At 70.6% G+C, this 12,364-nt stretch carries 13 protein-coding genes; 4 read left to right on the plus strand and 9 right to left on the minus strand.

What is annotated here, in order from left to right:
- Positions 1-46: 46 nt before the first annotated feature.
- Positions 47-217 carry a hypothetical protein gene (locus tag ACH4D3_RS36140; RefSeq protein WP_398331454.1) on the minus strand — a complete coding sequence of 57 codons (171 nt, stop codon included), beginning with the start codon at positions 215-217 and terminating at the stop codon, positions 47-49.
- Positions 218-307: 90 nt separating this feature from the next.
- Between ACH4D3_RS36140 and ACH4D3_RS36145 the strand changes: the two genes are divergently transcribed.
- Both ACH4D3_RS36145 and ACH4D3_RS36150 read left to right on the plus strand, forming a co-directional pair.
- Positions 308-1,225 (plus strand): hypothetical protein, encoded by a 918-nt coding sequence (locus ACH4D3_RS36145; RefSeq protein WP_398331722.1) that lies wholly within the window; start codon positions 308-310, stop codon positions 1,223-1,225.
- Positions 1,226-1,302: 77 nt separating this feature from the next.
- Complete coding sequence (locus tag ACH4D3_RS36150) at positions 1,303-1,467, plus strand: hypothetical protein (protein ID WP_007451049.1); 165 nt, start codon at positions 1,303-1,305, stop codon at positions 1,465-1,467.
- Here ACH4D3_RS36150 and ACH4D3_RS36155 read toward each other — a convergent pair.
- Complete coding sequence (locus ACH4D3_RS36155; RefSeq protein ID WP_398331456.1) at positions 1,453-1,854, minus strand: metal-sensitive transcriptional regulator; 402 nt, start codon at positions 1,852-1,854, stop codon at positions 1,453-1,455. The genes ACH4D3_RS36150 and ACH4D3_RS36155 overlap by 15 nt on opposite strands.
- A 206-nt stretch (positions 1,855-2,060) precedes the next feature.
- Here ACH4D3_RS36155 and ACH4D3_RS36160 point away from each other — a divergent pair, with 206 nt between their 5' ends.
- Both ACH4D3_RS36160 and pitH read left to right on the plus strand, forming a co-directional pair.
- Complete coding sequence (locus tag ACH4D3_RS36160) at positions 2,061-2,681, plus strand: DUF47 domain-containing protein (protein ID WP_030403626.1); 621 nt, start codon at positions 2,061-2,063, stop codon at positions 2,679-2,681.
- Between the two features lie 7 nt (positions 2,682-2,688).
- Positions 2,689-3,687 (plus strand): low-affinity phosphate transporter PitH, encoded by a 999-nt coding sequence (pitH, locus tag ACH4D3_RS36165; RefSeq protein WP_398331459.1) that lies wholly within the window; start codon positions 2,689-2,691, stop codon positions 3,685-3,687.
- Positions 3,688-3,833: 146 nt separating this feature from the next.
- Here pitH and pstB read toward each other — a convergent pair whose 3' ends face one another.
- The 7 genes from pstB to ACH4D3_RS36200 all read right to left on the minus strand — a co-directional run bounded on the left by pstB (position 3,834) and on the right by ACH4D3_RS36200 (position 12,337).
- Positions 3,834-4,610 (minus strand): phosphate ABC transporter ATP-binding protein PstB, encoded by a 777-nt coding sequence (gene pstB, locus ACH4D3_RS36170; RefSeq protein WP_328658193.1) that lies wholly within the window; start codon positions 4,608-4,610, stop codon positions 3,834-3,836.
- 53 nt (positions 4,611-4,663) lie between these two features.
- On the minus strand, positions 4,664-5,728 hold the full coding sequence (pstA, locus tag ACH4D3_RS36175; RefSeq protein ID WP_398331462.1) for a phosphate ABC transporter permease PstA: 1,065 nt from the start codon (positions 5,726-5,728) through the stop codon (positions 4,664-4,666).
- Positions 5,725-6,735: a phosphate ABC transporter permease subunit PstC gene (pstC, locus tag ACH4D3_RS36180; protein ID WP_398331465.1), complete on the minus strand. Its 1,011-nt coding sequence runs from the start codon at positions 6,733-6,735 to the stop codon at positions 5,725-5,727. Before pstC ends, pstA begins: the two co-directional genes overlap by 4 nt.
- A 166-nt stretch (positions 6,736-6,901) precedes the next feature.
- Positions 6,902-8,029, minus strand: coding sequence for a phosphate ABC transporter substrate-binding protein PstS (pstS, locus tag ACH4D3_RS36185; protein WP_398331468.1), 1,128 nt, complete (start codon positions 8,027-8,029; stop codon positions 6,902-6,904).
- 245 nt (positions 8,030-8,274) lie between these two features.
- On the minus strand, positions 8,275-8,712 hold the full coding sequence (locus ACH4D3_RS36190) for an NUDIX hydrolase (RefSeq protein ID WP_398331471.1): 438 nt from the start codon (positions 8,710-8,712) through the stop codon (positions 8,275-8,277).
- A 36-nt stretch (positions 8,713-8,748) separates the two neighbouring features.
- Entirely contained in the window at positions 8,749-9,933 is a 1,185-nt protein-coding gene (locus tag ACH4D3_RS36195) for a CHAD domain-containing protein (RefSeq protein WP_398331725.1), read from the minus strand.
- A gap of 163 nt (positions 9,934-10,096) precedes the next feature.
- Entirely contained in the window at positions 10,097-12,337 is a 2,241-nt protein-coding gene (locus tag ACH4D3_RS36200; RefSeq protein WP_398331474.1) for an RNA degradosome polyphosphate kinase, read from the minus strand.
- Between the last annotated feature and the right edge of the window lie 27 nt (positions 12,338-12,364).

Consider the following 12,364-nt stretch of genomic DNA (forward strand, 5'->3'; position numbering starts at 1 on the left):
CGTGGGGGTGGGGGGAGGCGCGATTGCCCGCAGCCATGCGTGGGGGCTACGTGGGGGTGTGGGTCTTGGCGTCCGTGCGGGCCTGGCTTCTGGCTCTTCGGGCCGGGCCGCGCCAGCCGCAGGTGCAGCGGGCCAGGCAGAAGGGGCCTTGTTCGACCGTTGTCGTGAGGTGTTCCGGGGCGTCCCCGGGGGCTTCGAGACCGTCCTGCTGCGCCACGCCCACAACGTTACCGGGGTCGCCTGCCCCTCGTTAAGCGGGACGGCAGGGGGTCCGGAACGGGCGTACGGCTTGGGATAGCAGGTGGCGATGGTCGGGCGGGAGTGGGAGCGGGAGCGGGAGCGCGAGCGGGAGCTGCGGAGTGGGAGGTCGGGCGGCGGCCTCGCCCTCGCCGGCGGTGCGGTCTGCGTCTGTCTGGCCGTTGCCGGGTGTTCCGGTTCCGGGCAGGAGGCCACGGTCCAGGGAGCGGGCGGCGGCGATCCGGTCGCCGTGCTGCACCGGGCCGCCGACCGGCTGGTGGCCGCCGGGAGCGCCAAGGCGCGCACCGCGATGCAGATGGCCAGCGGCGGGACGCGGGTGACCATCCGGGGTGAGGGCGTGTACGACTTCGAGGAGCGGCTCGGGCAGCTGAAGGTGCGGCTGCCCCAGGACCCGGCGGGGGCGAGTGAGCACCGGCCGATCACCGAACTGCTCGCTCCGGGTGCCCTTTTCATGAAGAACCGGGGTGCCGGTGTCCCCGACGACAAGTGGGTGCGGGTGGAGACCGACTCGCTGTCCGACGGGAACCTGGTGACCGGCGGGGCGACGGATCCGTTCGCCGCCGCCGAGGTGCTGCGGGGGACGCGGACGGCGACGTTCGTGGGACGCACCGAGCTGGCCGGGACCGAGGTGCGGCACTACCGGGGGACCGCCGATCTCGCGCGGGCGGCGCGCGGTGCCTCGGAGGGCAACAGGAAGGCGCTGGCCGCGGCGGCCGAGGGGTTCGCCACCGCCGAGGTGCCGTTCGACGCCTACCTCGACGACGAGGGCCGTATCCGCAAGGTCCGGCACCGCTTCAGCTTCGCCAACGGGCAGGAGGACGGCACCGGCATCGTGGACGTCGCCTCGACGACGCTGCTCTACGATTTCGGCGCCGCCGTGCGCGTACGGTTGCCCGAGGACCAGGACATCTACGCCGGCAAGATCGCCGCCGAACCGGGCGAGCGGGGCGTGGACGGCAAGAACTAGCCCTTCCGTGCCATGCGCGGTGCGTAGGCCGCTCCCTACTCTAGGAAGTCGGTGACGGCAGAGACGAGGTGACGCGTGTGGCTCCGGTCGGCGGTACGGCGGTTCAGGACCACGTGGCCCTCGCCGAGATCGAGCTGTGCGGCGAGCTGATCATCGCGGCGTCGGCCGCCCGGGAGCGGCTCAGCCTGGAGAGCATCGACGAGGTGCTGCGCGTGGCCGAGGAGCGCTCACGTGCGCAGTAGCCTGCCGATGGCCTTCGTCGCCTCTTCCACCTTCGCGTCGATCTCGGTGCCGCCCTTGAGGGCCGCGTCGGCGACGCAGTGCCGCAGGTGCTCCTCCAGCAGTTGCAGCGCGAAGGACTGCAGGGCCTTCGTGGAGGCGGAGACCTGGGTCAGTATGTCGATGCAGTAGACGTCCTCGTCGACCATCCGCTGCAGGCCGCGGATCTGGCCCTCGATGCGGCGCAGGCGTTTGAGGTGCTCGTCCTTCTGCTTGTGGTACCCGTGCACGCCGCGGTCGTGGTCGGTCACGATGTCCGTGCCGTCCGTCTCCGCCTGGTGCACCGTCTGGTTCACGGCCTGGTCCACGGCGGGGGAGGGCGCACCCGCGCCGGCCTCGGTGGTCGTCATCGCGTCCTCCAATAACGGACATATACCCCTGGTGGGTATATGGTAACGAACTTTCCCGGGTAGGGGGCACTTGCCGGAGCGGCCGACGTCGCCCCCCTGCTCATCACTCTGCCTGATGGGCGACACTGGTGGACGGCCGATAGCAGTGGCCGGATGATGCGCCTAGCATCAGCCTGACCGAAACCGATGCACCCCGAGGACCCCACGTGCGCTTTCGTCTGACCCCCAGGGAGACGAGCTTCTACGACATGTTCGCCGCCTCCGCGGACAACATCGTCACGGGCTCCAAGCTCCTGATGGAACTGCTCGGGGCGGACGCATCCGCCCGGGCCGAGATCGCAGAGCGTATGCGGGCCGCCGAACACGCGGGTGACGACGCCACGCACGCGATCTTCCACCAGTTGAACTCCTCGTTCATCACGCCCTTCGACCGCGAGGACATCTACAACCTCGCCTCCTCCCTCGACGACATCATGGACTTCATGGAGGAGGCCGTCGACCTGGTCGTCCTCTACAACATCGAGGAACTGCCCAAGGGTGTCGAGCAGCAGATCGAGGTGCTGGCGCGGGCCGCCGAGCTGACCGCCGAGGCCATGCCGAACCTGCGCACCATGGACAACCTCACCGAGTACTGGATCGAGGTCAACCGGCTGGAGAACCAGGCCGACCAGATCCACCGCAAGCTGCTCGCCCACCTCTTCAACGGCAAGTACGAGGCCATCGAGGTGCTGAAGCTGAAGCAGATCGTGGACGTGCTGGAGGAAGCGGCCGACGCGTTCGAGCACGTGGCGAACACGGTGGAGACCATCGCCGTCAAGGAGTCCTGAGCCGTTCATGGACACCTTTGCTCTGGTCGTGACCATCGGGGTCGCGCTCTTCTTCACCTACACCAACGGTTTCCACGATTCGGCCAACGCGATCGCCACCTCCGTGTCGACGCGTGCGCTGACGCCCCGCGCAGCGCTCGCTATGGCCGCGGTGATGAACCTGGCCGGCGCGTTCATGGGGTCCGGCGTCGCCAAGACCGTCAGTGAGGGGGTGATCCAGACCCCCGAGGGTTCGAAGGGGATGGGGATCCTCTTCGCGGCGCTCGTGGGAGCCATCGTCTGGAACCTCATCACCTGGTACTTCGGCCTTCCCTCGTCCTCGTCGCACGCGCTGTTCGGCGGCATGGTCGGCGCGGCGCTGGCCGGAAGCACGACCGTGTACTGGCACGGGGTCGTCGACAAGATCGTCATCCCCATGTTCGTGTCGCCCGTGGTCGGCCTGCTCGCCGGTTACCTGGTGATGACCGCGATCATGTGGATCTTCCGGCGGGCCAATCCGCACAAGGCGAAGCGCGGCTTCCGCATCGCGCAGACCGTGTCGGCGGCGGGCATGGCGCTGGGGCACGGCCTGCAGGACGCGCAGAAGACGATGGGCATCGTCGTGATGGCACTGGTCATCGCCGACGTCGAGGACTACGGCGACCCGATCCCGGTGTGGGTGAAGCTCGCCTGCGCGCTGATGCTGTCCGCGGGGACGTACGCGGGTGGCTGGCGGATCATGCGGACGCTCGGCCGGAAGATCATCGAACTGGATCCGCCGCAGGGATTCGCCGCGGAGACGACGGGCGCCTCGATCATGTTCGGGTCGGCGTTCATCTTCCACGCGCCGATCTCCACGACGCACGTGATCACCTCGGCGATCATGGGTGTGGGAGCGACGAAGCGGGTCAACGCCGTGCGGTGGGGGGTCGCGAAGAACATCATCATGGGGTGGTTCATCACGATGCCCGCCGCCGCGGTGGTGGCCGCGGTGTCGTTCTGGATCGTGGATCTGGCGGTTCTCTAGCGAGCCGCGAGTTGCGAGTGGCCAGTCGTGAGTCGCCGCGCGGGAAGTGAGAGGGCCCGCCCCCGGAATCCGGGGGCGGGCCCTTGTGCTCCTCGCGGTGGCACCGCCATGCAGCACCGCGAGGGGTTCGGTGGGGCGGGGCCGGTCTAGCCGAAGCGGCCGGAGATGTAGTCCTCCGTGGCCTGGACCGACGGGTTGGAGAAGATGCGCTCCGTCTCGTCGATCTCGATCAGCTTGCCGGGCTGGCCGACCGCCGCCAGGTTGAAGAACGCCGTACGGTCCGAGACGCGCGCCGCCTGCTGCATGTTGTGCGTCACGATGACGATCGTGAAGCGCTCCTTCAGCTCGCCGATCAGGTCCTCGATCGCCAGGGTGGAGATCGGGTCGAGGGCGGAGCAGGGCTCGTCCATGAGCAGGACGTTCGGCTCGACCGCGATGGCCCGGGCGATGCACAGGCGCTGCTGCTGGCCGCCGGAGAGCCCGGAGCCCGGCTTGTTCAGGCGGTCCTTGACCTCGTTCCAGAGGTTGGCGCCCCGCAGCGACTTCTCGACGACGTCGTCCAGCTGGGACTTCTTGTACTTGCCGTTCAGGCGCAGGCCCGCCGCCACGTTGTCGTACACCGACATCGTGGGGAACGGGTTCGGGCGCTGGAACACCATGCCGACCTCGCGGCGCACGGCCACCGGGTCGATGCCCGCGCCGTAGAGGTTCTCGTCGTCGAGCATCACCTTGCCGTCGACGCGGCCGCCCGGGGTGACCTCGTGCATGCGGTTGAGGGTGCGCAGGAAGGTGGACTTGCCGCAGCCGGAGGGGCCGATGAAGGCCGTCACGGAGCGGGGCTCGACGGTCATCGAGATGTCCTCGATGGCCAGGAAGGAGCTGTAGTAGGCGTTGAGGCCGCTGACATCTATGCGCTTGGCCATGGGTATCACTGCTTCTTTCGGTCCGAGTCGCTGACTGTTCTGCGTCGGTCGCGTCAGCGACCCGTCTTCGGGGCCTTCCAGCGGGCGATGCCGCGGGCCGCGAGGTTGAGGATCATGATGAAGGCGATCAGCGTCAGGGCCGCCGCCCAGGCACGGTCGTAGGCCGCGTCGGAGCCCGCGCCGTACTGCAGGTAGATGTACATCGGCAGCGACTCCTGCGGGTCCTGGAAGGGATTCGCGTTGATGAAGTCGGTGCCCCAGACCAGCAGCAGCACGGGGGCCGTCTCGCCGGTGATGCGGGCGACGGCCAGCATGACGCCGGTGACGATGCCGCCGATCGAGGTCGGCAGGACCACCTTGATGATCGTGCGCCACTTCGGCACGCCCAGGGCGAGGGAGGCCTCGCGCAGCTCGTTCGGGACGAGCTTGAGCATCTCCTCGGTGGAGCGGACGACCACGGGGATCATCAGGATGCACAGGGCGAAGGAGCCGGCCACGCCGGAGGGGCCCATGTCCAGGATCAGCACCCACAGGCTGAGCACGAACAGACCCGCGACGATGGACGGGATGCCCGTCATGACGTCCACGAAGAAGGTGACGGCCTTGGCGAGCCGGCCGCTGCCGTACTCGACCAGGTAGATCGCGGTGAGCACGCCGACCGGCACCGAGAACAGCGTGGCGAGGCCGACCTGCTCCAGGGTGCCGAGGATGGCGTGGTAGATGCCGCCGCCGGGCTCGCTGTCGCCGACCACGCCCATCGAGTGGGTCAGGAAGTAGCCGTCGAGGACCTTCACGCCCTGCTTCACGGTCTCCCAGATCAGCGAGAGCAGCGGGATCAGGGCCAGCAGGAAGGCGACCCAGACCATGCTGGTCGCGACCCGGTCCTTGGCCTGCCGGCCGCCCTCGACGCGGGCCGAGATGCCGTACGAACCGGCGACGAAGAGGACCGCGGCGATCAGGGCCCACTGGATGCTGCTGTTCAGCCCGGCGGCGGCGCTGATGCCGAGGCCGAGGAGGACCGAGCCGGCCGCGACCGCCCAGGGGAACCACTTGGGCAGGGTGGCGGCGCGCAGGGAGCTGCGGTTCTTGGGGGCGGGGGTCAGGGTTGCGTGGCTCATGCGTTGGCCCCCGAGTACTCCTTGCGGCGGGCGATGATCATGCGGGCGCCGCCGTTGACCAGCAGGGTGATGACGAACAGGACCAGACCGGAGGCGATCAGGGCGTCGCGGCCCATCTGGGTGGCCTCGTTGAACTTGCTGGCGATGTTCTGGGCGAAGGTGCCGCCGCCCGGGTCGAGCAGGCTCGGGGTGATGTCGAAGGTCGGGGAGAGCACCATGGCCACGGCCATCGTCTCGCCGAGCGCGCGCCCGAGGCCGAGCATCGAGGCGGAGATGACGCCGGAGCGGCCGAAGGGCAGCACCGACATCCGGATGACCTCCCAGCGCGTGGCGCCGAGGGCCAGGGCGGCCTCCTCGTGCATGCGCGGGACCTGCCGGAAGACCTCACGGCTGACGTTGGTGATGATCGGCAGGATCATGATCGCCAGCAGGATGCCCACGGTGAGCAGCGAGCGTCCCGCACCGCCGTTCCACTCGAAGATCCCGGTCCAGCCGAGGTACTCGTCGAGCCAGCCGTAGAGGCCGTTCAGGTGCGGCACCAGGACGAGCGCGCCCCACAGGCCGTAGACGATCGAGGGCACGGCGGCGAGCAGGTCGATCACGTAGCCGATCAGGCCGCCGAGCTTGCGCGGGGCGTAGTGCGTGATGAACAGCGCGATGCCGACCGAGACCGGGACGGCGATGGCCATGGCGATGATCGACGACACGACGGTGCCGTAGGCCAGGACCGCGATGCCGAACTCCGGCGGGCTGCCGGTCGGGTTCCATTCGAAACTGGTGAAGAAGTTCGCCTCGTCGTCGCCGATGGCGAGGACGGCGCGGTAGGTGAGGAAGGCCGCGATGGCGGCCATGATGACCAGCACGAGGATGCCGGACCCGCGGGAGAGCCCGACGAAGATCCGGTCGCCGGGGCGGGTGACGCCGCGGCCCGCGCGCGTGCCCTTGGCGGCGGGCGGCTGGGGTGTGGGGGAGGGGGCTGGCTTCTGGGTGTCCGTTGTTATGTCCATCGGGTTCTCCGGTCTGCGGAGCCGCCGTGGTCGGCGGCTCGGGCGGAGCCCCGGTCAAGGGCTCCTGGCGGCGGTGCACCGGACGGTGCGGTCCGGCCCCGGCGGGCACTGTCGGTCCCGGGAGGGGACGCTGTCGGCTCCGCGTGAGGACCGGACCGCACTCGGGTCAGCTCAGGCCCGAGATGGTCTCGCGGACCTTGGTGATGATCTCGGTGGGCATCGGGGCGTAGCCGGCGTCCGCCAGCAGGCCCTGGCCGTCCTCCGAGGCCATGTAGTTCAGGAAGGACTTGGTGGCGGGCAGGGTGTCCGCCTTGTTGCCCTTGTCGCAGGCGATCTCGTACGTCACCAGGACCAGCGGGTAGGCGCCGTCGGCGTCCGGGGTGTAGTCCAGCTCCAGGGCGAGGTCCTTGCCGGTGCCGACGACCTTGGCCGCGCCGATGGCGGCGGTGGCGTTCTCGACAGTGGCCTTGACCGGCTCGGCGGCCGCGGTCTTGACGTCGACGGTCTTGATGCCGTCCTTGGCGTAGGACAGCTCGAAGTACGAGATGGCGCCGGGGGTCTGCTTCACCAGGCCGGCCAGGCCGGAGGAGCCCTGCGCGGACTGGCCGCCCTTGGCCTCCCAGGACTTGCCGCCCTCGTACTTCCAGTCGGCCGGCGCGGCGGCCTTCAGGTACTTGGTGAAGTTGTCCGTGGTGCCGGACTCGTCCGAGCGGTGGGAGGCCTGGATCTTCAGGTCGGGCAGCTTGGCGTCGGGGTTGAGCTTCTTGATCGCCTCGTCGTTCCAGTTGGTGATCTTGCTGTCGAAGATCTTCGCCATGGTCGGCGCGTCCAGGACGAGCGTGTCGACGCCGGGGACGTTGAAGCCGACCGCGATCGGGCCGCCGACCATCGGCAGGTCGATGGCCTGGCCGTCCTTGCAGACCTTCTTCGAGGCCTCGATCTCGTCCGGCTTCAGCGCGGAGTCCGAACCGGCGAACGCGGTCTGGCCCTGCGTGAAGGCGGTGATGCCCGCGCCGGAACCGGTCGGGTTGTAGTTGATCTGTACGTTCTTGCAGGCCGCGACGTACTGCTTGACCCAGGCGTCGATGGCGTTCTTCTGGGCGGACGAGCCGGAGGCCTGGAGCTGGCCCTTGGCGTCGTCGCACTTGATGTTGCTGTTGGCGGCGGCGGAGCTGGAGTCGCTGCCGCTGTTGCCGCCGGTGTCGTCCGAGCCGCACGCCGTGAGGGCCAGGGCGCCGGAGACGGCGAGAGCACCGAGAGCGAGGGCCCGCCGGTTCATGCGCTGAAGCTTCACTTGAGGGAGTTCCTTCCAGGAGCCGCCGTCCTGAATTCGGCGGCGTGCGAGGAGTGGTAAGGCCGAAATTAGGCAGATGAGATGAAGGCGCCGAAGGGCGTAAATGAACGCGGGGTGAACCCCTGTGGACGGTGCGGTGAGGTCACGGAACGCTTACGTCAAGGACACGGGCCGGTTCCGGGGCGCTCGGGGGCCCGCCGGGTGCTCAGGCTGCGTGCTCAGGGCTGGGTGCTCAGGGCCGGCGCTCAGGGAAGGCGCGTGGCGAGCAGTTCGTCGACGAGGGCCCGGTCCCGGGGCTGGGTGAGGCGGGCGCGGGCCGCGTCGGGGGCCAGCCACAGGATGCGGTCGACCTCGTCCGAGGGGGCGAAGGCGCCGGTGCCGGCCGCCGCGGCCCAGTAGCGGACCTCCTTGGGGCGGCCGTTCGCGAGGTAGCGCACGGCGGTCAGCTCGGCGCCCGGCACGGCGGCGTACCCCGTCTCCTCCGCGACCTCGCGCAGGGCGCCCGCGAGCGGGTCCTCGCCCGGCTTGAGCTTGCCCTTCGGATGCGACCAGTCGTCGTACTTCGGGCGGTGCACGAGGCACAGTTCCCGGCCGTGGGGGGTCGCCTGCGGCGCGGGGCGCCACAGGACGCAGCCGGCCGCGCGGACCGTGGTGTCTTCGTCTGCGGGGTTCACGGTGCGCATGCCTCCCTTCGTCCTGCGGTCGTTCCTGCGGCCGTTCTACGGCAGCCTGATCGGTTCCTTGCGCCAGCTGTGCTGGAACGCGTACCGCGCGGCCTCCACCTCATGCCGCTGGTCGGCGTGGAGCACGCCGAGCGCGTACGCCGTGGCCGGGGCGATGCGCGGGGTGCGTGCGGCCTGGGCTGCGGCCGCGGCGGCCTCGGAGGCGTCGCGGTGCCGGTCGAGGGCCTCACCGGCGGCCAGGAGGCGTACGTCCACCGAGTCCTCGGGAGTCCCGTCGGTCCCGGCCGTTCGGGGGTCCGCGCCGGCCAGCGCCTCCAGGGCGTAGCGGTGCAGGCGGAGCAGCAGGCGGACCTGGTGCCAGGGGGAGTCCTGGGGGTGCGGGGCGGGGTCCGGGGAGAGCCCGTGGACCAGCGCCTCGGCGTTGTACGGACTGCCCGCGGTGACCAGGGGGAGGGCGGCCACGGCGTCCGTGAGGCGCTCCTGCGCGGCGGTGGCCAGCGGGCGGAGGTCTACGGGCGCGGCGCCGGTCGTGGCGCCGGGTGCCGGGGTGAGGGCCGAAGCGGCCCTGCGTCCGGCGCTGCTCAGGGGGACTTCGCTGGCCAGTAAGGCGACCTTGTCGGCGACGGCGTGGAAACGGCTGCTGCCCAGGGCCTGGAGGGCGGTGGAGTGCGCCCGGGTGCGGGCCAGGGTCAGCTGCCGGTCGAGCAGCGCGCCCGCCTTGGCCGCGCCCACCGTGAGGTTGCCGCGGTTCGCGGACGCCGGGTGGGTGTGGGGTGCGGTGGGGGGCAGGGCGGTGGTGGGGGCGGTTGCTGTGGCCCGGCCCACCGGGCGCGGGGCCGGGAACGCCGTCGAACCGGAGAGCCGGTGCAGGGCCTGGAGCAGGCGCTCCAGACGGGACGCGTACGCGTGCTCCAGGGCCAGCGTGCCGGACAGCCAGGCCAGCTCGGGGCGCATCTCCTCCGCCCAGCCGGCGTCCAGCAGCGGCTGGAAGGTGTGCAGGGTGCCGCTGATGCGGCGGGCCGCGCGGCGCAGGGCTCGGGCCGCGTCCACGTCGTCCGTGGGCTGGGCCGCCCGGGGCGGGTCGCCGAGGGCGCCGTTCGCGCCTGCCGTCGTGCCGGCGCCCGTGGCTGTACCCGTGCCCGTGCCCGTGCCCGGCCCCGACTCCCGGTGGCGGCGCAGTGCGCGCAGGAACTCGGTGGCCTGGGCGCGTAGGTAGGCCACCAGGGCGTCGGTGCCCGCGTCGGTGACTTCATCAGTGCCTGCATCAGTGCCTGCGGCGGCGTGCGGGGCCGCACCGGCGTGCGGGTGCGGGTGCGGTTGCTGGTGCGGCGGTCCGGTGGACGCCGGGGGGGCCGTCGGGGTTTCCGTCGGAATGTCCGTCGGGTCAAGGTGTCGCTGTGCCACGCCGGCGCCTCCGGGCGTCTATGAGCATCTCCTGGATGTTGCGCAGGGGCTGGCCGTCCGCGTCGGTCGCGTGCCGGGTCCACTCGCCGTCCGGGCCGAGGTGCCAGGAGGCGGTGCCGTCGGACATGCCGTTCTCGAGGAGCCGGTTCAGGGCCGCCCGGTGGGCCGGGTCGGTCACCCGGACCAGGGCCTCTATCCGGCGGTCGAGGTTGCGGTGCATCATGTCGGCGCTGCCGAGCCACACCTCGGGCTCACCGCCGTTGCCGAAGGCGAAGACCCGCGAGTGCTCCAGGAAGCGGCCGAGGACGGAGCGGACCCGGATGTTCTCCGACAGGCCCGGCACGCCCGGGCGCAGCGCGCAGATGCCGCGCACCCACACGTCGACCGGCACACCGGCCTGGGAGGCGCGGTAGCAGGCGTCGACCACGGCCTCGTCCACCATCGAGTTGACCTTGATGCGGACGTGGGCGGGGCGCCCGGCGCGGTGGTGCTGGATCTCCTTGTGGATGCGGGAGACGAGGCCGTCGCGCAGCGACTTGGGCGCGACGAGGAGGCGGCGGTAGGTCTCGCGCCGTGAGTAGCCGGAGAGGCGGTTGAACAGGTCGGAGAGGTCCGCGCCGACCTGCGGGTCCGAGGTGAGCAGGCCCAGGTCCTCGTAGAGGCGGGCCGTCTTCGGGTGGTAGTTGCCGGTGCCGACGTGGCTGTAGCGGCGCAGGGTCTCGCCCTCCTGCCGTACGACCAGGGAGAGCTTGCAGTGGGTCTTCAGGCCGACCAGGCCGTAGACGACGTGGCAGCCGGACTCCTCCAGCTTGCGGGCCCACTTGATGTTGGCGGACTCGTCGAAGCGGGCCTTGATCTCCACCAGGACGAGGACCTGCTTGCCGGACTCGGCCGCCTCGATGAGCGCGTCGACTATGGGGGAGTCGCCGGACGTCCGGTACAGCGTCTGCTTGATCGCGAGGACGTCCGGGTCGGCGGCGGCCTGCTCCAGGAACGCCTGCACGGAGGTGGAGAAGGAGTCGTACGGGTGGTGGAGCAGGACGTCCTTGGTGCGCAGGGCGGCGAAGATGTCCGGCGCGGACGCGGACTCGACCTCGGCCAGGTCGCGGTGGGTGCCGGCGACGAACTTCGGGTACTTCAGCTCGGGCCGGTCGATGCTGTGGATGCGGAAGAGGCCGGTGAGGTCCAGGGGGCCGGGGAGCGGGTAGACCTCCGCCTCGCCGATCTTCAGCTCGCGCACCAGGAGGTCCAGGACCTCGCGGTCGACGGATTCCTCGACCTCCAGGCGGACGGGCGGGCCCAGGCGGCGCCGCATCAGCTCCTTCTCCAGGGCCTGGAGCAGGTTCTCCGCGTCGTCCTCCTCAACCTCTAGGTCCTCGTTGCGGGTGAGGCGGAAGGTGTGGTGCTCCAGGACCTCCATGCCCGGGAACAGCTCCTCCAGGTGGGCGGCGATGACGTCCTCGACGGGGACGTAGCGGCCCGGGGAGGCCTCCAGGAAGCGGGAGAGCAGCGGGGGGACCTTGACGCGGGCGAAGTGACGGTGGCCGGTGACGGGGTTGCGGACGACGACCGCGAGGTTGAGGGAGAGGCCCGAGATGTACGGGAAGGGGTGGGCCGGGTCGACCGCGAGGGGGGTGAGGACCGGGAAGATCCGGTGCCGGAAGAGAGTGAACAGGCGGGCCTGCTCCTTCTCGGCCAGCTCGCTCCAGCGGACCAGGTGGATGCCCTCCTCGGCGAGGGCCGGGGCGACGTCCTCGTGGAAGCAGGCGGCGTGCCGGGCCATCAGCTCGCGGGAGCGGGCCCAGATCATGTCCAGGACCTCGCGGGGCTGGAGGCCGGAGGCGGAGCGGGTGGCGACGCCGGTCGCGATGCGGCGCTTGAGGCCGGCGACGCGGACCATGAAGAACTCGTCGAGGTTGCTGGCGAAGATCGCGAGGAAGTTGGCCCGCTCCAGGAGGGGGGTGCTCGGGTCCTCGGCGAGTTCGAGCACGCGTTCGTTGAACGCGAGCCAGCTGCGTTCGCGGTCCAGGAAGCGGCCCTGCGGGAGGCGGGCGCCGCCGTCCTGGGACTCCTCCGACTCCTCGTACGCGTCGAGGTCGGAGTCGATGTCCGGCTCCAGGCCGGAGACCGTGGCGGCCACGGTGTCCGGGCGGTGCGCCGCGATGGAACCCACGGAGGGCTGCGTGTGCTGGACCTCGGCCTGAGTGTTCGGCTGCCTCATGAACCCATTCTTCCGCGCCGCGCGCGC

Origin of the sequence: Streptomyces sp. NPDC018026 (assembly GCF_044327745.1) — a bacterium.
GTDB classification, from domain to species: Bacteria; Actinomycetota; Actinomycetes; order Streptomycetales; family Streptomycetaceae; genus Streptomyces; species Streptomyces rubrogriseus.

Excerpts from the sequence above, each read along its gene's own strand:
- pstB (WP_328658193.1), bottom strand. The coding sequence starts at position 4,610 with ATGGCCAAGCGCATAGATGTCAGCGGCCTCAACGCCTACTACAGCTCC.
- ACH4D3_RS36200 (WP_398331474.1), bottom strand. The coding sequence starts at position 12,337 with ATGAGGCAGCCGAACACTCAGGCCGAGGTCCAGCACACGCAGCCCTCC.
- pstA (WP_398331462.1), bottom strand. The coding sequence starts at position 5,728 with ATGAGCCACGCAACCCTGACCCCCGCCCCCAAGAACCGCAGCTCCCTG.
- ACH4D3_RS36190 (WP_398331471.1), bottom strand. The coding sequence starts at position 8,712 with ATGCGCACCGTGAACCCCGCAGACGAAGACACCACGGTCCGCGCGGCC.
- pitH (WP_398331459.1), top strand. The coding sequence starts at position 2,689 with ATGGACACCTTTGCTCTGGTCGTGACCATCGGGGTCGCGCTCTTCTTC.
- ACH4D3_RS36155 (WP_398331456.1), bottom strand. The coding sequence starts at position 1,854 with ATGACGACCACCGAGGCCGGCGCGGGTGCGCCCTCCCCCGCCGTGGAC.
- ACH4D3_RS36145 (WP_398331722.1), top strand. The coding sequence starts at position 308 with ATGGTCGGGCGGGAGTGGGAGCGGGAGCGGGAGCGCGAGCGGGAGCTG.
- pstC (WP_398331465.1), bottom strand. The coding sequence starts at position 6,735 with ATGGACATAACAACGGACACCCAGAAGCCAGCCCCCTCCCCCACACCC.